Below are 22,822 nucleotides of genomic sequence, written 5' to 3' on the forward strand. Positions count from 1 at the left end.
AAAGAAAGCTTGACCCCAGCACTCCGGTGCTCAGGTTCTCCTGGCTGCCGGATGCGCACGTCTGCGGTCTTCACCGGATGCGTACTGAGAATATGCATCATTTGCTTAGGAATGTCGTTATATTGGCTGCCCCCGACTATGTGGATCGAGGATGGTGCGTTTACGAGTACTTCGTTGCCTGTCTCACAAGATCAATCGTGTGCGACGAAGTGCAGGACACTCGTTTCGTAGCTTTGCGCAATTGGGTAGCGACGCGAGCTCGCCCTGCTGCAAATGTGTACCACGATGGTGATGAAGCGTTGTCGGCGAATTTCATCTCCCAAGCGGTGCTGGGCGCGGCAAACGAGCTGGCATCGCTTCTTCCCAGTGCGAACTTCAGTCTGGAAAAAGACCGATCGACTGTAAAGCGGCTCCTCCTCAAGTCACTGGAACTGGCGCTGCCCCGGAAGAGAGACCATGACCCATATGTGGGAGAGAGCACTCATAGTTCGTGGACCGAGAAAGAACTCGAAGCCGCCTTCGACGCGAAATTGCCTATTCCATCCCTCAAGACAACGTTAACTGACCCCTTCACGGTCGTCGTTCCATCTACATTGGGTGAAGCGTCGATTAAACAATATTCTATCGAAATTGAAGCCCCACTTAGCTACCGGATTTTTGAATTAACGGGTGGTCCGCATCACAAATTGCTGCAGTTCCTTTCGTCAAAAGCTTATGGCAAGATTGAGCCTTCCTGAGCCATGAGTGGTGTGTTGGATCCGACATGGTGCCTCCAGTACTTCTGGTCCCATCTCGCGATTGGCCGGCCAGGCAGAACGCAATCTCTTTTCGCCACTCGCTCGCCAAGTGGCGTGGACCGGGAGTTCTTCGCGCTTTTTGCACTGCCTGCCAACGGGGCGGACTCTAAACTCCATGGTACGAAGCTTCGAGCGGATGTCGATGACGCCGCTCCTACGCCTCTTCTCCATGCAACTAGGATCGCCAGTCGGCTGCGTAATTGCCGTCCAGAAACCGCGAGTGGACAACGGCGAACGAGTCCTGGCCGGCCTGCGAACCGCGTCGAATCAGGTCGCTGATCGCCTGTGTATCATCCAGCGATATTGAGCTAGAGGTTTACTCGTTGATCCTTAGAAACCGGGCAGAACTCACGAAACTAGCGGCGAGCTTGGCTGCCCCTTGCTCCTGCGCCGCAAAGAATAGGTCCGCGCTTTCCGGTGCCCAACCTGCCTTGCCCTTTCGAAGGGCAGCGCTGAAATCCGCTTCACTGCTCGTCGTCCCGACACTGAGCACGTCGATGCGCTCCAGAGGCACGTTGAGCTGACGTACGGCCTCGGCGATGGCGGGCAGTACGGGATTGTTCGCCCAGACCCCGCCATCCAGGAAACTTTCGACCGTGACAGGGCCCTCGTATTCATGTTCGTCGAAGTAGGTAGGCGCGGCGGTTGCCCCGGCAACGGTTCATCCCACAAAGCTGCTTTTGTCCAATCAATTCGCCGGATTCGGAAGTCTCGGGCTAGCAACGGTGAGATTACTAGCGTTTGTACGCGACTCGCTACACACTGTGGCCCTGTTCGGAGCACTCTCCAGGAGTATCGAAGATGTCGCAGCGTCGGCACGTGTTCATCAGCCATCACCATGCTGATGATGACCACGTGACCAATCTGACCGACTTGCTCGGCCGCAACGGCTTCGAGATCCGCAACAGTTCGATCCGAGCGAAGCCGTCCAACCAAGCCCGCTTGGACGCCAAACAAATTCCGGAAAGAACGCTCAAGCGGCTGCTGCGGATGAAGATGTCGTGGGCCGGAACCGTGATCGTGCTGATCGGCAAGGAAACACATCAACGGCCATGGGTGGATTGGGAAATCAACAAGGCAAATGAATTGGGGAAGCGCATCGTGGGCGTCTATGCCTATGGAGGGACGAGGGCCGACATCCCGCCCGCGTTCGAGAAATACGGAAACGCTCTGGTGAACTGGAACTCTGCCAGCATCATTGACGCCATCGAAGGTAAAGACAGTCCTTTCGAGGACCCAGGCAGCAGCACGCCGCGCGAACCTGTGCATGCCGCTCCAACGTCGCGGTGCTGAAACCTCTATGCCCAACGTCTACATGTACGTCGTCGCGAGAGATTTTGGTTTTGCCCCCAATCCTTTCCACGGCGTGTGCACGCTCGCGACATGCAAACCCAGGATCCGCAACACGGCTCAGATTGGCGATTGGGTCATTGGCATGGGCGGTGCAAAACTGAAAGCGGTCGGTCGATGCATTTATGCGATGCAGGTGACCGACACGCTCACCTTCAACGCCTACTGGCACGATCACGAGTATCTCTGTAAGCGGCCAGTCCGCAACGGCAGTCGCAAGACGATCATGGGCGACAATATTTACCATCAGCCCGCAGGAACGACGGCCTGGGTCCAGGAAGATTCGCATCACAGCCAGATCGACGGCAGCCCCGAACCGTCCAACGTCAAGAACGACACCCAGACAAACCGGGTGTTGACCTCGCGCAATTTTTATTATTTTGGCGATGCGGCTCCTGCAATTCCAAATCACATTCTCAATCAGCTCGGTTATCTCAACGGGATCGGCCACAGAAAATTCACATTAGCAAAAGCCCAGCCGTTGCTGGACTGGATACACGCCGAATACAAAGGACGCGCCAACACCGTTATCGGTGATCCGTATCAATTCATGAAGAGCAGTTCGCGTTACTCGAAGCGCATGGATAAAATCGTCGATTAGCACGAAGGTTTCTCATGATGAGCGAGTTTTCGGCAGGAACTCTGACGCTTGATGGGTACCAGAAAGCTGCCCACAAAACGGACAAGCTCTTCAAGACCGACCGGGGTCTGTCCTTCCCTCTTCTCGGCCTTTTCGGAGAAGCCGGCAGTATATTGAGCGAAGTAAAAAAGAAGCAACGGGATAAGACCGCCTATATTGGCTACCAGAAGACCGTGATCGAGGAGTTCGGCGATACGTTGTGGTATCTGAATGCGATAGCCTGCAGGTCGAACATCAGCCTCGCCTATGTAGGACACAACATTGATCGGCCGGTCGAAGACTGGCAATTTTCCGCTCCTGAAGATCTCAAATTTATCGATCTGCAGAAATCCGTCGCAGCCAGGGCGTCTGAACCGAGCAGCCAGTTTGAGCGACGGCTGCTGAAGCTTGCCTCAGAGGTCGGGCTTCTGGTCGTCGATTTTCAGGCCGGTCGCCTGGAAGACAACCAGGCCTCCATTGTTGGCAGGCTCGTTGCGATTCTGCGCAACCTTAGGGATGCCGCAGAGGAAGCCGGGCTCAGCCTGGCTGATGCGGCAGCGGAAAATCTCCGGAAGTCGTATGAACGCTGGCCACAGCAGAAGCGTTATCCGCCGCTGTTGGACGCAGATTTCCCCGAGCACGAGCAGTTTCCTCGGAAATTTTCCCTGACGCTCGTCGAAAATGGCGAACCCGGGAAGAGGCAGGTTACGCCTTTCTATGACGGGAGCCCGCTCGGCGACAGGCTGACGGACAACCGTATGGAAGACGACGACTATAGATTTCACGATGCTTTCCACATGGCATTCGCCGCGAAACTCGGATGGTCGCCCAATCTGAGACGCCTTTTGAAGCGCAAGCGAAAGAGCGTTCCGAAAATCGACGAGGTCGAGGACGGCGCGCGTGCGGTGTTGATCGAAGAAGGCGTTTCCACCTGGGTGTTCAATCACGCTCAGCGCCTGAATCTGTTCGAGGGTGTTCCCGCCCTGGACTATGGCCTTCTGAAAACAGTCAGAGAATTCGTTGAAGGCTACGAGGTTGCAAGCATGCCGCTGTGGCTTTGGGAGGAGGCCATCTTGTCGGGCTATGAAGTCTTCCGCGAACTTCAGGCCAATCGGGGCGGCGTTGTTACCGCGGACCTCGAAAACAGGACGCTCGGCTACTCCACGAATTCGTGAGTTCTAGGTGAGCGACAGCGACAGTTGCGGGTTGTCGCGTCTGTCCTTCGGCAGTTTGTAGAGTGTGGTGATCCCGGCGATGAACTCGGCCTGCCCCCCATAACTTGGGTGTCTCACTGCAACTGCGGCAATATCTAGGTCGGACAACGCGTTTTGCGCATCCTTGCCGATGGCAACTACATGCCGCGGGTTCAAAGCCCGCAGGAGCCATACCAGCAGGCTCCTGCAAGCCTGGCGCTCCGCCCTTGTGTGGCATCTGTTGGAAAGAGGGTCGCCTTCCTCGTGGGGATGGAGGGGAAACACGTTCCACAGAAACACGGGGCGTCCGATACTCTCCAGCATGCGCCAAATGATTGTCGCGGTGCGCTCTGCAACCATTGGGCCTTTCGTCGCGCGGGAAAGTGAGGTGCAGCCGAACATCGCAGCATGGGATGATAAATGGGCCTCGTCTGTCAGAGGAAGCCCGGTTCGCCTTCCCCCGCGATAGCCGAGGTCACGACCGATCCAGAGCGAATCGATTCCGTTCGTTGTCGCAGCGAGCAGTATCGTCTCCAGATTCTTGCGCCGGATAGCCGGGGCCTCGTCAATATCGTGAAGGGCGCACTTCTCAGAGTAAGGATTGAAGGCATGAGGAAAGCTGAGCCCCGAAAGATCATCGAGAAAATCGTTGACGTTCACGCCATCAATCTCCGATCTGGCAAAATCACGGGTGCACACTGTTGCAAACAGCGCTGCGATGCAAATCACTGCAGGCCCGCTCTATGACACAAAGCTCCAGGCAAGGGAATCAGCCATCATGGCGCACGACAATCGAAGAGATAGACCGTGTCCTGGGAGGTAGTCGCAACGGCCCTGAAACGACTAACGACATGACCTCTCGCTCGCGGCGGCTTAGCGTCTTGTGAGGCGGTTGGTGCGGGCGAGAACTGCCGTGCGGTGGCATCGCGCTTTGGCGTTGCAGTTTCCTCTGCGGTGAAGTGGTCGCAGCGTTACCGTGCCACCGGCTCGGTGGCGCCGGGCAAGATGGGCGGACACCGCAAGCGCGTTCTGGAGCCGCATCGGGCCTTCAGCGTGGAGCGGATCAATCAGACCTCTGATCTGACGCTGCATCGGCTGAAGGACGAGTTGGATGCGCGCGGGGTCAAGGTCTCGCACAATTCGGTCTGGACATCCCTGCGCCGCGAAGGTCTGAGCTTCAAAAAAACGCTGTTCGCCCTTGAGCAGGCGCGTGCTGATATCGAGTGGTCACGAGGGAAGAGAATGAGGACATCGTGCAGCTCGTCGCCGGGTGGTTTGGAAGGACAGCCGGACTGGACTGGAACTCGCTGTCGGCCGAAGACTGCGCTCGAGTGCTACTCCTGCTTCCTGCGACCAACGTTGAGCTGCGAGAGGAGTTGTTAACCCGCCTGCCGCCTGCCCTCCGCGTCGTCGCGCTGCCCGGAATTGTCGCACGGGTGACCCATCGTGCCTTCGATCAGCTGAAGACCGCCGCTCGCGTAGACGAAGCACAAGCCAGGTTTGAGGAGCTTTGCCGGACTGGCCGCGCCAGGGACTGGGAAGTCTACTTCCGTGCGCTCGAAGCGTTCGTTGGCGTGGACAGTCCCCTCGCGGACTACGATCACGTGCCGCTAGCAGATCGAGTCGACAAATACCTTCTACTGGTCAGCCGGTTCGCGCGTGTCGAGCTCGAACGTGGAAGGAACATGACCTGGCGCATGTTGTACGAGCCGGCGATCCTCAGGCCCCTTGCCAAGCTCAGCGTCTATGACAGTACCGGGACCGTTCCATGGCCACCTATAACGCGGTGCTGGATGCCATGGGAGCACCCGTCAGGAAGGACCTCGAGGCGCGGCGCCGCCAACCCGTCCGAACGACGCGTGAAATGGAACAGGCCGCGAGGCTCTTTTTGATCGAGGCATTCCGCCGGGGTCCCTACTTCATGCAGACCGAGCACGGGATCGACGTGCAACTCACCTCGGGTCAAGACATCGAGGAGTTGATGAACTTGGCACAAGAGGTCAGGAAGAATAGAAGACAAGAGGACAATGATAGCATGCAAGATTCCTGGGGACCGGTGTCGACCTATATTGATTTCCAGCCCCGTCGTAATTACGTTACAATAAGTAGATCTACCGTCGTTCTCTTGGGATTTTCTTAACCGTTCCGGCAACTATTACGTGTCCTGGTTATCAGGGGGTAAACCCGCCGACCTTCCATTCGATCGGCCGACGGAGGAAGCAGGCGAGTATCGGGATTTGGCTACGCTGACCAAGGATTGTGCAAAAAACGGCAATCTGCAATCTATTGACATTGCTTATCTGGTGATAGCTCAGTCACCGATCTAGCGATCTAGCAGCTGCGAGACAGGGATATGTCGAACCCTATTCTTCCGGGCACCAAACAGGCAGGCTGGAGCCAAGGGTCAGTTGTTTCGGCCTTGAGTTGGATTCGGAGTTTAACCTATTGGGTAGATGCCCTGTGGGGATATGACGTATTCATCGCCCATAGAAGAAGCGACGGGGAACAGTATGCAAAGGCGCTCTATGGTCTTCTTCAGAAAAAGGGCATTGGTTGTTTTCTCGATCAGCGTGTTTATGTCTCCGGTGATTCACTCCCTCACTCCACCAAGCGGAACGTCTCGAAGTCGACGATCTTGGTTCTGATCAGCTCCGCACAGTTATATGCTCGTCGGGCTTCGGGTGCTGATGGTCCAGACTGGGTGCTGGAGGAAGTAACCGATTATTTAGAATCAAGAAAAGAGAACCCAAAGGTACTTGTTATTGATTTTGACGACGAATTACAGCGATCAATTGATCATCCAATTGCACAGAGGCTACAATACTACCTAAGGGTCGCTCAACCTGGTGAAGCATTACAGCGCTTCCCGTATTCTGGAATCATCACGACGATTGAGAAACAGCTTGGAAACGAAAGGCGCGACAAAAGCCGTCTCCGGGTATTTCAAGCCATTGCAGTATCGCTTCTCGTCTTGGCGCTCGCTTCTTTAGCAGGATTGCTGTGGGCAACGCATGAGCGCGCTATCGCGCAGGAACAGGCGCGGCTAGCGCTGTCGGAGCTATTGGCCACAAAGGCGCTGAACGAGCGTAGTGGACGATTGGATCGAGCAGAGCTGCTTAGTCTCGCGGCCATCCGGATCAATGACAACGCTACAACAGAACGGGCTCTCCTGGACGTTTTGCAGTATCCCTCCAGGCGGTTTACGAGTGTTTGGGCGGGCCTGGGAGCGGTGAGCGACTTGGCTTTTAGTCCCGACGGAAAGTTCCTCGTCGCAGCCAGTTCCGACGGCGACGTAGCCCGCTGGTCCCTATCCGATCTGGCTCGTCATGGTGAAACAATGCGGGGCCACACTGCGGAGGTGAAAAGTGTCGCGTTTGCAGGTGATCTAGAGTTGCTTGCGTCAGCCGGCGCCGACAATCGAGTTCTGGTCTGGGATCTGACTCAGCAACCGGTAAATCCAAAAGTTTTGAACATAAGCGAGCCGAATCTGTGGAGAGCTGTGCTGCTAGACGCCCATCGGGTCGCCACGGTTCACTACGGGAAATTTCTTAGCATCGTTAGTATAGACACTGGGGGATCAATTGCATCACAGACAGGGCATGACGTAAATGATGGGCCGTATTATGCGCTAGCTTATAGCCCCCGGTATAGTCTGTTAGCCTCTGGTAGCGGAGCTGGTGTAATCCGATTGTGGTCGTCGATAGATCTCGCTCCCGATGGCGAGCCGATGAATGCCGGAGTCTATATTCATACGTTAGCTTTTAGTCCTAGCGAGTCTACCCTTGCTGTCGGGACTGCGTCCGGTGAGATTCAGTTGTGGGACACGGCGGCGAGAATGCGAGAGCCGAGATCATTGAACGGGCATCTATCTGATGTGACAAGCCTTGCGTTTTCCGCCGACGGCACGGTCCTGGCATCAGCTGGCAAAGACAATACCGTCCGGCTTTGGGATACGTCTTCAGGTACTCCTCTTGCTGGCTTCGAACCGCTTGTCCAAATGGGCGTAACTGCGGTGGCAGTGGATCGCAAAGGCCATTGGCTTGCTACCGGTGGTAGTGACGGTGACGTACGTGTTTGGGACCTGGATAGTCGGACAGGTATTGGGCAGGTGCTTGCAAAAGGTACCAATGCCGCCACTTCCCTGGCTATGGGCAGTGGAGTGCTGGCAGTTGGAGATTCGGCCGGATACCTGCAGATATGGGACCTGGCAACGCAGCAACCACGTTCGTCGACAAAAGCTCACGACTCCTCAGTTCTTTACGTCCACTTTATCAAAGGCGATCAGGAATTATTATCTAGTGACCGATATGCAAAGTTATGTCGGACAAATTTGGCGGAGGTACAGCCTACTTGTGTATCACTAAGAAACGCAGGGGGGGCTGCATACCCCAGTCCAGATGGGGAGACGTTTGCGTCGGTAAGCGCTGAGGGCAGGATGACCCTTTGGGACGCAACAGACGTTGCCCCCAGACCAATGTCATTCACGGAACCGGTCAATCCTAGTTTGGAACCGGTCTTTAGCCCTGATGGTCAGTTGCTGGCGGCGGCGTGTGGATGGGCATCGACAGCCAAGTGCTTGTGGACCATGGGTCCCATGCCAACCCTCTCAAAGAGCGATGCCAACCCGAAAGGAATATCGAGTCTCGCCCTAGAGGGAACGCTCGGTAAAGGGCGCTTGGCCACGGGCGGTTGGGATAATCTTGTCTATTTGTGGGATCTAGCCTCACCGCCGGTTCAGCCAAAACCGCTGGTCGGCCATATCGCTTCGGTCGACAAGGTATTGTTTAGCCCTGATGGGCAGTTTTTGGCGTCGACTGCGTCCCCAAGAACAGAGATCAGACTTTGGAATGTCGACAGCCCGGACACGTCCGGGATCATCCTTGATGGACATGCCGGTGCGGTTCTATCTTTAGCTTTCAGCAAAGATTCAAGAACGCTGGTGTCCGGAGTGGCAGATGGAACATTAGTTCTGTGGGATTTAGATCGAGCGTCTTGGCAGACGAGAATTTGTCGGAGTGCCAATCGGAACCTGACCAGGGAGGAATGGAAGGCTTATATAGGTGAGTTTCAGGAGTTTGAATTGCTATGCCCCGATGCTCAGCCAACAGCTCAGTGAGCTTGAAAGGTTCTAGCCCAGGCCTTGGGCCAAAATAATCTGGTTCAGCGGAAAGATGGTCATACGCGAGTGAAGATCCGCCGTGTATACTATTATCGACGGCCAGACAGTCCACGAGTTTCGTTCCAAGCGCTCGCGAAAGAGGTGGCCGTAATTTGAACTTTCACAAACGGCCGCCTATAATGTGTGGCACTTCCGCACCTTGGCGCGCCACCTAGCAAATCGGGCGCCTTACGCGTCGCCGCGTGGCATTGCTGCTGACGCAAGCGGTTCGACAATGACCGTATTTTTCCACGCCGCCAAGGGGATCAATGCCAGTCTGCGAAAGAAAAAAATCGACTCGTCCTAACGATAGCCCGCGAAAGCAAAGAATTCGCGAACAGCGAAAATTCCCCAATGAAATCAAAAGCCCAGATTTTTGACGGTATGCTCGACGGTATCTGTGTTGAACGAGAATAAATTGCCTTTCAAAATCAGTCGGTTATCATGGGCTGAACAATCGAGTGGGCATCATGCCCGTGAAACTCAGGCGGGCCGCAAGAACCGCTGCGTGCGCTGTGGTCAAGAGCCCGATAGCCAAGTTCATTCCTCCTTATTGTCCTCGGGTTCGCCAGACCATTTGAGAACATACGAAGGATATGCTTGGGCGAACCACCAGCTAATTTAACTGATTGTTTTCGTTGAAAAGATGTCCCTCAGCGACTAACAAATTCGTTATCGCTCAATAGCTTGCGGTGCGGTTCGCCAAGGTAGTCAAGGAGCTGGTTCAGCCATTCGCCAATCGGATTACCTTAAACCGAATGGCGGCGTTGCGCCGCAAGTCCGCCATTGAGGTCTCTTTCGTCATTTCCCGAAAGCAGACATTCGGCTCAGGCGGCATGATGTCCGGGTTTGGCCCAAAGTGGACTCCCGTGGCTCTGGCGACGCGTTTATGCCGGCCCTCCCGCTGGCGTATTCAGCAAGGGTGGAGGCGCGCTGGGTCCTCATGTAGCAGGATGCTACAGTGAAGCACCGCCTTTGATCCTCGCTTGTCATGCGCTGCACCTGAGGCCTTCCGGGCTGGAATTCTTCCATCAACGATAGGCCAATCTGGGGACCAAATGGGCCGACACCTTCCATGAGAGCTTGAATTTCGCATACACGTCGAACAGTGGTAGGTTGCTTGGCGAACACTGATGGTGTGGGGTGAGCAATGCGCACTGCTGACACTGACATCTTCAACCTGGTCAGCCTCCGAGGTTCGACTGGGAGCGCTCCCGTCGATCCGGTGCCGGGCGCAAGCGGCAGCATCGTCACTCCGATCCTAAAGACCGCCAATCTCGACCTTCGCAGCCCCAATCCTCAAGTCCTTTCCAGCTTGCCTGCAGGAGTAGCGCTGAGCGCAAAGACAATGACGGGGCTTAAGCTCGAAAAACTCGCTAAGGCGATCGATAAGCCGAAGTCGGTGTTGGTCTCCACCTTGGCGGCCTTCCAGACGGCGAACCGTGACGTCGATGCGAAGGCGGTAGGATCTGAATATACCCAGCTGCTGGACACTTGGCTCATTGCGCGTATCTCCAAAGACAATCCGCTCGCTGGCCAGGCTGAACGGCTAATAAAGGCTGGCCGCCTCTGGAACCAGTTTCTTGCCGATCCCGGACCCTTGAAGGCCCCCGGCGTGATCGCTGATCTGCTCGAAGCGAAACTTGTGTTTCCCCAGTACCTCCTCAACGCGGCGAATAAGGCTCAAGCACCGAGCACCAGCGCTAGTCCAACAATTGCCACGGATAAGAGGAAATTCGCCGAGATCAAACAGGACGTCGCAATCCGCGAGAGCATCAAAACGAAGGCCAACCAGCTCTACTATGAGAACTTGGCCAACAGCAGCGCGCAAAGGGTCAAGCGGCCACCTGCAAATGCGAATACGCGCAGCGCCTTCTCCAACGGGCAATCGCGAGCAGCCCGCCTTCCACCTTTGCTCGACAATGCCTTTTTCAAGGAACTCGACAATCGGCTTACGGCAACTGAGAAGCAGATACTCGGAGGTTGGGCTGGCGGGACAGGGCTCGGCGCGAGGAAACTAGGCCTCGGCACGTTCTTTGGCAGTGTCCTTGATGTCGATGGCCTTCTCGTCGAGGCCAATGATCTGTGTGCCAAGATCAAGGTGTTCGAAAGCGAGCAAGCTACGACGCTCCCTTCGCCCTCCGCAGCCCCGGTTGGAAATGAGCGTCCGGCCGTTCGTGCGATCGGCTGGGGCGACTTGATCGTCGCCCGCGAACGCCTGGTCGGATACGAAGCTCGTGAGATCGCTCACATTGAGAATGTCATGCCGGGTGAAGAGAAGACCAGGAAGCACGAGCTTAAGCAGACGACCGAGCAGGTCACCGAAACGACAACACTCACCGAACAAACACGGGAGAAGGATCTGCAGACCACCGATCGGCACGAGCTTCAGACGCAGGTCAATACCGTCATCGACGAGAAATTCTCGATAAAGGCGGGGGTGAACCTCTCCGGCCGTTATGGCGTAACGACCGTCAACACGTCCCTCGATACCGCGTTCGACAGGAACAAGTCGGAATCGCGGTCAGCGACTTCGCAAGTTGCCCAGGAAATCATTTCCAAGACGGTCGACAAGACCTTCGAATCCGTCCGCGAGCTCAGGCGGACGACGATCACGGAAGCGGTGCGGGAGTTCAACTTGCACTCCCTAAAGAACCTCGCAGCAAGCGGAAGCAACACCCCACCCAAAGCGATCAGCGGCGTCTTTTGTTGGGTCGAGAAGATTCACGAAGTCGGGCTGCGCCATTATGGCACGCGGCTGATGGTCGAGTTTCACATTCCTGAGCCAGGGCTCTCTTTATTCTCGCAGGCTCAGGCCACTCGAATCTCGGTGCCTAAGCCTGCGCCCCTTGCCCTCGGTCCGCTCGATATTCATCCGACCAATTATCTGTGCATCGCCAAGTCTTATGGCGCAGTAGGTGTCGAGCCCCCGCCGGCACAATTCATCGACGTCGGATACACGTGGCGGTCAGAGCCCAGCGAGGACGAAGATGGCGGCGAATCTGAGGACACGATCGCTGCGATGATCGCCATCCCGGACGGTTACCAGCCCATCTCTGGCCATGCCAGCCTTACGTCAATTCCACTCACTTCGGTCTCGACCGACCAAATCTACCTCTACGTCGCCATTGGAGGCCGAGAGGTCATCGAATCCATCGGCTACAGCAAAGATGCCGACTGGATGATCGAACGGGCCGCCCAATGGCCGAACGGCGTTCCAGTCTCGATGATGGCGCATGGCCATTGGGATAAAACGCTGACGCTCCACGCCACGCTGCGCTGCGAGCGCACGGCACAGGCGATGACCAGCTGGCAGCTGAGGACCTGGGAAAAGGTCGTCGACGCGCATGAGCGCCTCCAACAGCAATATGACCGGGCTGTGCTCGAGGCGGCCGCACAGAACGCTGCTCTGTTCGAGATCAGCGGAGCAAGCGAGGCAGTCAATCGCGAGGTCGAGCGCAACGAGCTCAAGAAGTGGGCGATCAAGACGATGCGCGTTGAAACCTTCGACGGTCCACTGTTTGACGCCATAGTGAATGTCAGCGATCAACCCGAGATCGATCCCGTCGTCAGCGACCGACAGAAGCCGATCGTGAGCTTCTTCGAGGAAGCCTTCGAATGGCGCGAAATGAGCTATTTTCTCTACCCCTATTTCTGGGGAAGACGGTCCGCCTGGAATGCGCGACTGGCGACAACCGGGACCGACTTCCGCCACACGGCCTTCCTCCAGGCCGGCGCCGCGCGTGTTATCGTGCCAATTACTCCAGGCTATGAGGAGCGCGTGCTTCACTATCTCGATTCCGACCCGGCCGAACCGGAGGTCGAGCGGATTGCAAGCCCGGCTCCGGGCGAAGTCCCGGCCGACAGCCAGAACCCGCAGCTTTGGCTCGATCTCATCGTCGAGAAGAATGCCGACCTGGCGCTAGGCAGCGGAACGCTTTCCGTTGCCAAGGCCAACGATCTCGTCACCATCAATTCCGACAGCCGCTGGACGCCGTCTGACCGCGATCTCGGGCGCGACGTCTTCATCGGCGGAGACCGCTATCAGGTCATTGAGGCGATCCCGGTCCAGCAGCAGATCCGGCTCGACCGGCCGTACGAACAGGTGACCGACACGGGCGCGGCCTACGCGACGGGAAGCGTCCCTTACGGCGCTCCCTGGCTGGTTCGGATCCCCACCGAGCTTGTCATCCTCAAGGAAAATATCGGCCTGCTCGCCATTCCCTGAACTGCTGTCCCCGCCCGGACCCTAGGGCCGCTGGACGAGCGCTAAGACGCGAGGCGGCGCATTCCGTACGAACGGAAGGACTCCGGAACGCGCCGAACCGAGCATCGATTGCAGAGTCTGGAAATCCTGCTTGGATCGGGTCCCGCCACCCTTGAAGGCGAGGTTCAGCTCGTCGATGTGCGCACCGTCGATATTCCGTGCGATTAGCTGCTGCTGGACGGGCGTCGGCGACTTCACCTGCTTCAGCATCTCGATGAACCGATAGACCGGTAGGCGGCGGTTCAGTCGCGTGCGCTGCACCAGCGCGTCGTCGATCGACACATGGGCCATGACGGTCGAAATGAGCCCCAATGCATTGTCGTCGCTATATACCAAGGGATGCGCGAGCACCTGGATCATCCTATAGAGATGATCGGCAAGCGCGGTTGCCGCATCGAGGTCGGTCGCAAGCTCCTTTTCAGTGGCGACTGTCGGCTCGATCCTCAAAATCTCGATGAGGTAGCCGCACAGCAGGGCGCAGCCGGCGTCGAACGACTTCAGCGTCTCAAAGAAATCCTGCCTGACGGCCTGCGTCACGCCGAATCCTATGTGAGACTTGTAGGTCGCCCAGATCGACGATGTGAACAGGCCCTCCGACGTTCGCGAGGTGAAGGACTTTGGCGAAAGGGCCGCGACGACGATCGCAAAGCGCGCGTCGTAAAGCGGCTGGGTGATGTCCGGCGCCCAGCCAAGGCCGGCTGCGGCCTCGCGGTCGACGGCGCCTTGGGGGAAGCGGCGGGGCACGGCAACGTCCGCATTGTTGACGCAAAAGCTCGTCTCCTCATGATAGATGACGAGGGCGACATGTTCAGGGATGAGAAGGAAGCGGAACCTCAAGGTCATGCCCCGGGCGGCTTGGGCGATTCGCATCAGGTCGAAGGCCGTTTCGACGGCATAGATGCCACAATCCATGAACTGCCGCCCGTTGAGGTCGGTGGGCCAGGCGCTCGACAGATAGTTCTTGCCCTCGTCGCGCATATTGTCGCCGGTATGCCGCGTGAAGTAATGGAGATAGCGGTCGATGAAGCCGATGATCAGGAGCAAGGCCTGGTCGTGGCTGAGCTGTCCGGCGAAGGAGCGCATGGCGGCCGTTAACGCCTTTCCGCGACTCTTACGGTCGATAAGGTTTAGCCTTGGTTCCTTCTGGACGGTCCCTCGAAAGGCGTCTCGAACCGCCTCGATGGCAAGGAGATCGGCGATCAGTTCTTGCTGTTCGCAGATGGTCTCCGAGACGCTGAAGCGGATCTGGCGCAGATATTCGAAGGCTTGGCGCCTTGAGCGCACAAGAATGGCGCGAGCAAGGCGGCCGAACCGCTTCGGCGGCCCGTTCGGCGGCATAACCCCGCGCCTTGGATAGATCAACGGAAAGCCCGTGTCGGCGAGATATCCCAGCATGTCCTGCCGGTTGGCGGGCACGTCGTCGAAAGCGAGGCCGTTGCGCAGGGTCGTCTTTTCGGTCACGTTGTTGACGCCGACAATTTCGGAAGGATGCCCGCTGGGCTTGGGAAAGCCCGCAAGGGTCGCGCACGGCCAGTCGGGCACGGAGTAGAAGAGCGCGAGCGTCGCCAGAAGATCGCGGCGGAAGCGCTGCAGCCAGTCGAGGGAAAAGGGATCGCCGTCCCGCACGGTCTGAAGGATCGTAGGATCGAGACAGCCGACCGTCTCGACGATCGCCGCCATGGGCCGCTTTGCTACCTCATACCAGTCGGAGACGTAGCGCTGATAGCTCTGGTCGTTCTGGAATCGCATCGCGAGCTCGACCTGTCCTAGGACATAGGCCATGCCAACGAGATGGACGGTTTCGTCGCTGAGGATCGGATCGTTGAGATTGACCCGCCTCAACTCGCGCTTCACGGCATCCCTTGCGAGCTCGAGCGGCGAAACGGGCTTGGGGTCGAAGGGGCTCGTCTCGAAACTCTCGCCGATCACCCGGGCGCCTGCCAGAGCCTTGTAGTTCCGGATGTTGGGCCAGAGCTTCTGGGCGGTGTCCGGGTGGATGAGCGGGCTTGCGGCAACCCATTCGCGCAGGAACTTGCCGAATGCGGCGCGTACAAGCTCCTCCTCGCCGCCCTGGCCTCCAGGCGCCGGCGGCGGAGCCGCGCGCGCGACTTCGAGGTCGACGAGGAACAGGTCGCCGCCGAGAAGTTTGAGCGCACGGTGGACCTTGAGGTGCGCCGCCTTGGTCGCGAGCTTCACGGTCTCGGGCTGGTCACGGACGATCCGTATCAGTTTCGCGATCTCGGAATTGAGCTGAGTATGGAGCCGCTTCAAATCCTTGGGCGCCGGCAGGCCGCTCGAGGAATCGAGGACCAGATAGAAAGACGCGATGATCTCCTCGCTTTTGAGGAGCTGGGCGTTGAGGATCTTGACCGTGTCCATCTAGCGCCGTCCGGAACGTCAAATCAGCATACGCGTTCTTGCCGGCTAGTAAACGCCCTCCTTGGTTACAAGCCCAGGCTTCAATGACTGACAAGCGGCGAGCGATTCAGGCAGCCAGTCATCTCATAGAACGAGACAAGGCGAGCGAACGCCGACGAGGTTGGAAAGGGCTAATGCACAAAGCCGGTTGATACCGCCGGATCAGGAGAACCAATTGGGCCGTGCACCTTCGAGTGCGAGCTTTCGATCGGGACCTGAGCCGCGCGAATGGCATTGTGGCCAGCATGTGAAGAGCCGCACTACAGGTCGGATACATGGCCGCACCAACCAGCAACTGCGGAGCGCTCAAATAGAACCCTTGCCAACGGAGAGCCGTCCATACCCGGCCCAAACCAGCCTCGCTCATATACCCTTATAGTCAACAAGCGTTCATCGACTTTGCGGGAAAACGAGACACCACTTGCAGGAAAATTAATCCTCCTCTTGATCCTTAGGTTCGCCAGACCATACGAGAGAATACGAAGGAAACGGGTTGGCGAACCATCCACTAACGTATTGATTTTGTGTGGAAAACGCTGACCCTCCGGGCCCACCATTATCGTTATCTTTCAATGATTTAGAGGCATTGTTGCACTTGGTTAGCCAAGTCAAGGCTGGCGAACCGCCGTCCATAGCGTTTGATTTTATTGACTTATGGTGGGCCTGTGGAGGCCGCAGATGTGTTGCCAACCGCCGGTGGAGTGTCAGGATCGTTTATCAAGTGCTTGAACGACGCCGGCACGGTGTTCGGAATAGAAAGCCGCGCATAGTCCCCTACGCAATCGACCTCGAATTACTGTCTGGATGCTACATCGGCCATCGCCGCACCCCACCCTGCGGCGATCTCGTAGCCCATGCGTGAGAAGCCGAATTCGCGATCGAATGTGTTCGGCGCTTTGACACGCCAGTTCTTCATGACCTCGCCCGGGAGGCCGCCAGCAGCGGCGACGACCAAGTCACGCTCGCCGGCACGGAGTTCACGACGGCGATCATTTGGCGTAGCTGGGAACAGGCCGGCTACGTCAGGCAAGACGGTCCGGCTGCAGCTAGGAAGTTAGTCGCGACCCACGGCGGACCGCTCCGTACGCGCGCGCGGCTTACGGCAAGCTGCTAGCCTCAATCTCCGGATGGGATCAGGGTCGCTCAGACCGGGTCTTCAGGATCTGGTACAGCACGTTTCGAATGCGCTGCCAAACGGTTAGCCGGCTGATCACGCCTTCGCCTCCTGTTCATCGCAGATGAATGGGCTGCGGTTCAGATGATCTGTGCCGCCAGCGCCACGCCGACCAACGACGTGCCGACGCCTGCCGTGCGGATGGCTCGCGGCCAGCGCCGAAGTGTCAGGGCGGCTAACGCGCCGGTCGCGTGAAGAGCCGAAGTAGCGACCACGAAGCCGATTGCATAAGCGATGCCGCTGGCCGTCTCGGGAATTTCGAGGCCATGGGCATTGCCGTGGAAGAGGGCGAAGAGAGCAGTCAGCGAGGCGGCCACAGCGAGCGGAAGCGGCTTGGCAAGCGCCATTATCGCGCCGAAGACCACCAGCGACAGCGTTATGCCGGTTTCCAGTGAGGGCAGGCCGATGCCGGCGATACCGAGCAGGGCGCCAGCGAGCATCGCCGAGACAAAGCACGACGGCACGATGATGATCCCCTTGCCGCCGGCGCGAGCGGCAATGATGCCTACAGCCATCATGGCAAGCAGGTGGTCCATACCGGTCAGCGGGTGCTGAAGGCCGTCTACAAACCCGTGGGCATGAAAACCGCCGCTATGGGCGAAGGCCAATGAGGGGATGAGGGTTGTGGCGGCTGCCAGGGCGAGTCTACCGAAGGATGAAAGCGTTCTGTTCATGGTTCTGGACCTGTTTGATAGGGGTGCGATCGGTTCAAGGCCGGTGCTCATTGTCCGGCCCCTGGCATGGTGAATTGTGCGGCGCCGGACCTGTCGGCCAGAAGTCGCGCCTCGCCGAAGTCAAGGGGCGTTTGTGCCTGGCCGTTATGGTAGACGAAGGCCAGGCGGCGCCGGCGCGACGTCAGTTTCGCGGGCAGCGGGTGATAGGTGACGCCGGCGCCACCAATCAGCGGCATGACGGCGCCGACATCGACCATGTCCTGCGTCTCGACGCGCAGAAGATGCAGCCGCACGCCGTCGGCGGTCTCGCCGACGAACGGAATCCCGGCGAGGCGCAGGAAACTGGACGGGTCGGGCGCCCGCGAAAACCCTTCGAGAAACGCGATCTCGACGAGATCGAGATCGGTCGCCCGCGCGTCGGCGGGTTCGGGCGCATGGTCGTGCGGTAGATGCGGTGTCTGCCATTGCAACGGCTTGCCGGGCGGCCCGTTGTGGCCGACGGGGTGGGGATGGTGATGATGACCGTTCGGCCCGTGATGGTGACCGTCGCCATGATCATGGCTGTGGTGGTGATGATCATCGTGCATGGTCAAAAGCTCGTCGGCTTGTCGATGATGGATTTGTGTTTGCCGAGATTGCCGTGCGCGACCATCGAGCCTAGCGCCTCGACGACAACCCGCACGCCAAACAGCGCCGTGATGTCTGACGTGTCGTAGGGCGGCGACACCTCGACCACTTCCAGTCCGCAGATGCCGGGCGCCGACACTAGCCCGAGCAGCTTCAGTGCCTCGCGCGGCAGGAAGCCACCGGGCTCCGGCCAGCCCGTACCCGGCACGAAACCGCAATCGATGCTGTCGACATCGAAGGAGATGTATACGGCGTCGGTGTCCTTCCATGCGAGCTCGAGCGCGATCTCGGCCGCCTTCTCCAGCCCCATCTGTTCGATATCGGAGATCGTCAGCACGTTGGTTCCGCGCTTTCTCGCCTCGGCCACGCCGTAGCGGGGCACCTGCCAGCCGCCGATACCGAGCTGCACCAGATTGGTGGCCGAGACGTTCGGCAGGTTGGTCGCCCAATACCAGGGCGTCGTGTGCATACGTTCGTCGAGATCCTTTTCCTGGATGTCGATGTGGCGGTCGAAATGGATGATGCCGATTCGCTTGGAGGTCACGTCGGCGATACCGCGCACGCACGGAAACCCGATCGAATGGTCGCCGCCGAGCATGATCGGCAGCGCGCCGGACGAGGCGACATGGCTGACGCCCTTGGTGATCTGGTCGAAGCTCTTTTCGAGATTGGCGGGGATGGTGAAGACGTCGCCGGCGTCGCAAAGCGTCATCTGCTCGCGCAGGTCGACACCGAGCTCGTAATTGTAAGGCGTGTAAAGCGCCGAGATGCGGCGCATGCCTTGCGGCCCGAAGCGGGTTCCGGGCCGGTAAGTGGTGCCGCTGTCGAGAGGAATGCCCATGACGGCAGCGTCATATCTGCCGACATCGCGGACGTTCTCGACATAGGGCGCCTTGAGGAAGGTGTTGATGCCGGCGAAGTGCGGCAACTCGCCTCGCGCGAATGTCGGGATCGACTTGTCGATGATCGAATCCGATCCGGGCAGGCCCATGTCGAGTGCCCATTTCTGTTCCTTGCGCCAGCCGTCCTCGGGCAGCTTTCCTTCCGCCTCGATAGACTTCCAGCCCTGCATGTCGCGGATCTCGAAGTTCGGATGGTGGAAGCGTTGGCGTGGCTGGTGGTCGGTGAGCCCGGCGCGACGATGCCGGCGTTCTGGACTATCTCTGTGCATGAAACCTCCTTCACGACGCCGTCGTCGCGATTGCGCTATCCAGTCGGGTCGTCCCGACCATCGCGGCCACTTCGGCCACGTCTCGTGCTGAAGCCCGGTGCTTGCGGTCGAGCTTCAGATCGTAGGTGATCGTCGCGCCATAGGCGGACGGGAACTGGGGGTCGTGGCGCACCTTGTCGAAGACCAGCACGCGGGTGCCGAGCTTGAATGCCTCGCCGATATCGTGGGTGACCATGACCACGGTCATGCCGTGCTCGGTCCAGAGCTCGGTGAGCAGCTCATGCATCTCGATGCGAATACCGGGATCGAGTGCGCCGAAGGGCTCGTCGAGAAGCAGGATCTGCGGCCGGCCGAGCAAGGTCTGCGCGATCGCCAGCCGCTGCTGCATGCCGCCAGAAAGCATGGCCGGATAGAGGTCGCGCGCATGGCCAAGCCCGACCCGTTCCAGCATGGTTTCGGCTTCTTGCCTGACGCTTTTGCGCCTGGCGCCGAAGACGCGGCCGAACGGTCCGCCCGAACGGAAGTCCTCGACCAGCAGCAAGTTCTGCAGCGCGGTGAGATGCGGAAACACGGAATAGCGCTGGAAGACGATGCCGCGCTGCGGCGTCGGCTCCGGCACGATCGGCTGGTCGCCGACGACGACCACGCCGCCACTTTGCTGTTCCAGGCCAAGCAGGATGCGCAGGAACGTCGATTTTCCACAACCGCTGGCGCCAACCAGCGACAGGAATTCACCCGCTTCGGCGAAGACATTGACCCGTTCCAGTACGCGGGCGTCGCCGTAGCTCTTCTCCAGCCCATGGACGAGGATCCGGCTCATCTGGTCCGCACCGGATGCGCCCAGGGCGAGATGATGTGAGAGAGCCGCACGAGTAGCCAGTCGGTCATCACCGCAAGCAGCGTGATCCAGGCGACGTAAGGCAGGATGACGTCCATCGACAGGTAGCGACGAACGAGGAAGATGCGGTAGCCGAGCCCCTCGGTGGAGGCGATGGCTTCTGCCGCGATCAGGAACAGCCAGGCCGGCCCAAGCGCCAGCCGTACGCAAGTGATGAGGCGCGGCATGACCTGTGGCAGCACCAGCCTGAGCACCATGGTCCAGCTGTTGCCGCCGAGCGTCTGTGCCTTGGCGACGAGCTCCGGCGGCAATTCCATCACCCGGTTGGCGATGTCGCGCACCATGACCGGTGCGACGCCGAGAGCGATCAAGGTGATCTTGGCCGTTTCGCCGAGGCCGAGCGCAATGAACAGGATCGGCAGCAGCGCCAGTGGCGGGATGACGCAGACAACTGTGACCAAGGGCAGCAGAAAGGCCCTGACGCGCGGGATGAAACCTATGGCGACGCCGAGGCTGAGCGCCACCAGCGTGGCCATGCCGACTCCGGCGAACAGCCTGATCAGGCTGGCATAGGTGTCGGCCCACAGGATCAGGTCGCCGGAGCGCTTGTCCGGCACTGTCGCTAGGTCTGAAAATGCCGACCACATCTGTGCAGGGGAGGGCAGCAGCTTGTCGCTGGGATTGACCGCCAGCCTTTGCGACGAAGCGAAGAGATAGGCGATTGCCACGGCGGCAAACGGCAGCGTCCCAAGCAGCAACGCTCCGCCGCGCGAGACCGTCGCGTTGATGAGGCGAAGCCGCGCTTTCGGCCTGCTACGTTGCAGGCGCGCGACTTCGGGGCCTGCCGCGGCCTGCATGATGCCGGTTCCTCTGGCTAGCATGTCGCGCTCCCGCGTCAGAGCGTTCCGCCCGCCGCCTCTGCCATAAAGGCCGGATCGAAGCGCAGCTTGACGTTGTTGACATCGCCCAGCGTCGAGCCATCGGGAAAGCTCATGCCGATCACGTCGACGCTCGGCGCGTTGGTACCAAGAATGCCGTGGCTGAACAGGAAGTTGCGCACCAGATCCATGGTCTTCGGCAGTTCGGCGCCGTTGGTGAATGCGACCGCCTTGGCCGGCTCGAAGAACATCGCCGTTGATGCAAGCTGAGCGTCGAAACCGGCAAGATCCGTCCCCGACGCCTTGGCCATCTCTTCCTTGGCCGCCTTGCCTTCGGGCGTGCCCGACGTCATCAGCGCCATGGCTTCATACCATGCACCGACAAGCGCCTTGCCCAAGGCCGGATTGTCCTTCAGCGTCGCGGTGTTGACGACCATCATGTCGATGATCTCGCCGGGAATCTCAGTCGAATCGAATACCTTGTGGGCGCCCGGCATGGCAGCGATTTCCGAGACCAGCGGATTCCAGGTGACGACGGAGGTGACGTCGCTGGTGCCGTAGGCAGCGACCATGTCGGCATCGGAGGTGTTCACCACCGTAATGTCCTTTTCGGCCAACCCTACCGTCTCCAGCGCGCGCGCAAGTAGGTAATGTGAGACGGAAAGCTCGACGAGATTGACCTTCTGGCCGGCAATATTCTTGAGCGCGGTCTTGTTCTTGAGGATGACCGCGTCGTTGCCGTTGGAGAAATCGCCGACGATCAAGGCCGTCGTGTCAACACCGCCGCCGGCCGGGATCGAAAGCGCATCCATGTTGGTCATCGAACAGCCGTCAAAGCCGCCGGCCGTGTACTGGTTGATGCTCTCGACATAGTCGTTGATGCGGGTGATCTCGACATTGATGCCGTATTTGTCGGCCCACTTCTTCATGATGCCGCTGTCGGAAAGATAGCCCCACGGCATCCAGCCGACATAGATCGACCAGCAAATCTTGAAGTCTTTCTTGGGCGCTGCTTGCGCGGCTGAGATGAAGGGGAGGCTGAGTGATGCGGCTAGGATGATTGTGGCCAGTTTGCGAAGCATTACATACCCCTGTTTGCGATCCGGATTGCGTCCGAACGTCTGTTGGGGGGTTCACGGAGCGCGCATCCGGGAGAGGTTCGCGCCAGCAAACCCGTGCAGGGTTCTCCCGGGATTTTGGCCCGCCGTGTTCCGCCAGATGCCTCAATGCATCTCAAGCGGTCGCGTCTCTTGGACCAGCACCGTGATCGACACGGCCGGAACCCTAGACGCTCTGCACGTGAATAACGAAGCAAGGGGCGTGCCAGTCCGGAAAGCCGTCTTGAGGCGGCCTTTCCCCGGATTTGCAGGCAATCGCGTTATGCTGATGCCACAAAAGTCATCGCAACGCCGACGGATTAGGCAAGGAAAATCTAGCGTCAACCAATATGAGCAGGCTTGTGCCCTGGGGACCTCCGCTGATCGCACCCTGCTCTATGGTCGCCCACACATACATGCCCAATAGGGACACGTTCGGGAAGGGCGTGAGCGCGCGGCGGATCCGGATGCCAATTGGCGCCGACCCATGTGACGAGTGCGCCCGATCGTGCAAGGGCAATTCGTGAAATAAGCGCGACTGCAATGATGCTAGGCAAGCCC

General features: G+C 58.8%; 16 protein-coding genes, 1 pseudogene and 1 riboswitch. Of the genes and pseudogenes, 8 read left to right on the forward strand and 9 right to left on the reverse strand.

The window, feature by feature from the left end:
- From NKH33_RS31485 to NKH33_RS31500, 4 genes are all read left to right on the forward strand, one after another.
- Window positions 1-737: hypothetical protein (locus tag NKH33_RS31485; RefSeq protein WP_352923297.1), on the forward strand; the 737-nt coding region annotated here is incomplete at its 5' end.
- 861 nt (window positions 738-1,598) lie between these two features.
- Window positions 1,599-2,090: a TIR domain-containing protein gene (locus tag NKH33_RS31490; RefSeq protein ID WP_352923300.1), complete on the forward strand. Its 492-nt coding sequence runs from the start codon at window positions 1,599-1,601 to the stop codon at window positions 2,088-2,090.
- Between the two features lie 7 nt (window positions 2,091-2,097).
- Window positions 2,098-2,748 (forward strand): Nmad2 family putative nucleotide modification protein, encoded by a 651-nt coding sequence (locus tag NKH33_RS31495; RefSeq protein WP_352923302.1) that lies wholly within the window; start codon window positions 2,098-2,100, stop codon window positions 2,746-2,748.
- 14 nt (window positions 2,749-2,762) lie between these two features.
- Window positions 2,763-3,941, forward strand: a complete 1,179-nt coding sequence (locus NKH33_RS31500) for a nucleoside triphosphate pyrophosphohydrolase family protein (RefSeq protein ID WP_352923305.1) — start codon at window positions 2,763-2,765, stop codon at window positions 3,939-3,941.
- A gap of 3 nt (window positions 3,942-3,944) precedes the next feature.
- Here NKH33_RS31500 and NKH33_RS31505 read toward each other — a convergent pair whose 3' ends face one another.
- A complete protein-coding gene (locus NKH33_RS31505; protein ID WP_352923308.1) occupies window positions 3,945-4,619 on the reverse strand; it encodes a uracil-DNA glycosylase in 675 nt (224 codons plus the stop codon).
- A 228-nt stretch (window positions 4,620-4,847) separates the two neighbouring features.
- Between NKH33_RS31505 and NKH33_RS31510 the strand changes: the two are divergent.
- From NKH33_RS31510 to NKH33_RS31525, 4 genes and pseudogenes are all read left to right on the forward strand, one after another.
- Window positions 4,848-5,198 (forward strand): annotated as a pseudogene (locus tag NKH33_RS31510) (transposase); the annotation flags it as partial.
- 529 nt (window positions 5,199-5,727) lie between these two features.
- Window positions 5,728-6,099: a hypothetical protein gene (locus NKH33_RS31515; RefSeq protein WP_352923311.1), complete on the forward strand. Its 372-nt coding sequence runs from the start codon at window positions 5,728-5,730 to the stop codon at window positions 6,097-6,099.
- 279 nt (window positions 6,100-6,378) lie between these two features.
- The gene (locus NKH33_RS31520) at window positions 6,379-9,075 is read left to right on the forward strand and encodes a TIR domain-containing protein (protein WP_352923314.1); all 2,697 of its coding nucleotides are present in this window, start codon (window positions 6,379-6,381) and stop codon (window positions 9,073-9,075) included.
- 1,192 nt (window positions 9,076-10,267) lie between these two features.
- A complete protein-coding gene (locus tag NKH33_RS31525; RefSeq protein ID WP_352923317.1) occupies window positions 10,268-13,345 on the forward strand; it encodes a hypothetical protein in 3,078 nt (1,025 codons plus the stop codon).
- A gap of 21 nt (window positions 13,346-13,366) precedes the next feature.
- On the opposite strand, the gene NKH33_RS31530 is transcribed toward NKH33_RS31525, so the two are convergent.
- The 8 genes from NKH33_RS31530 to NKH33_RS31565 form a co-directional block, all read right to left on the reverse strand.
- Entirely contained in the window at window positions 13,367-15,763 is a 2,397-nt protein-coding gene (locus tag NKH33_RS31530) for a hypothetical protein (protein ID WP_352923320.1), read from the reverse strand.
- Between the two features lie 832 nt (window positions 15,764-16,595).
- Entirely contained in the window at window positions 16,596-16,718 is a 123-nt protein-coding gene (locus NKH33_RS31535) for a hypothetical protein (protein WP_352449789.1), read from the reverse strand.
- A 338-nt stretch (window positions 16,719-17,056) separates the two neighbouring features.
- Window positions 17,057-17,650, reverse strand: coding sequence for a HupE/UreJ family protein (locus tag NKH33_RS31540; RefSeq protein WP_352923323.1), 594 nt, complete (start codon window positions 17,648-17,650; stop codon window positions 17,057-17,059).
- 47 nt (window positions 17,651-17,697) lie between these two features.
- Complete coding sequence (locus NKH33_RS31545) at window positions 17,698-18,237, reverse strand: hypothetical protein (protein ID WP_352923326.1); 540 nt, start codon at window positions 18,235-18,237, stop codon at window positions 17,698-17,700.
- Between the two features lie 2 nt (window positions 18,238-18,239).
- Window positions 18,240-19,448 (reverse strand): agmatinase family protein, encoded by a 1,209-nt coding sequence (locus tag NKH33_RS31550; RefSeq protein WP_352923329.1) that lies wholly within the window; start codon window positions 19,446-19,448, stop codon window positions 18,240-18,242.
- Window positions 19,449-19,458: 10 nt separating this feature from the next.
- The gene (locus NKH33_RS31555) at window positions 19,459-20,268 is read right to left on the reverse strand and encodes an ATP-binding cassette domain-containing protein (RefSeq protein WP_352923332.1); all 810 of its coding nucleotides are present in this window, start codon (window positions 20,266-20,268) and stop codon (window positions 19,459-19,461) included.
- Window positions 20,265-21,143 carry an ABC transporter permease gene (locus tag NKH33_RS31560; RefSeq protein ID WP_352923351.1) on the reverse strand — a complete coding sequence of 293 codons (879 nt, stop codon included), beginning with the start codon at window positions 21,141-21,143 and terminating at the stop codon, window positions 20,265-20,267. Before NKH33_RS31560 ends, NKH33_RS31555 begins: the two co-directional genes overlap by 4 nt.
- Window positions 21,144-21,181: 38 nt before the next feature.
- Complete coding sequence (locus tag NKH33_RS31565) at window positions 21,182-22,246, reverse strand: putative urea ABC transporter substrate-binding protein (RefSeq protein WP_352746239.1); 1,065 nt, start codon at window positions 22,244-22,246, stop codon at window positions 21,182-21,184.
- A 101-nt stretch (window positions 22,247-22,347) separates the two neighbouring features.
- Window positions 22,348-22,463: riboswitch (guanidine-I (ykkC/yxkD leader) on the reverse strand.
- Window positions 22,464-22,822 lie beyond the last annotated feature (359 nt).

Origin of the sequence: Mesorhizobium sp. M1182 (genome assembly GCF_040318335.1) — a bacterium.
Classification (GTDB): domain Bacteria; phylum Pseudomonadota; class Alphaproteobacteria; order Rhizobiales; family Rhizobiaceae; genus Mesorhizobium.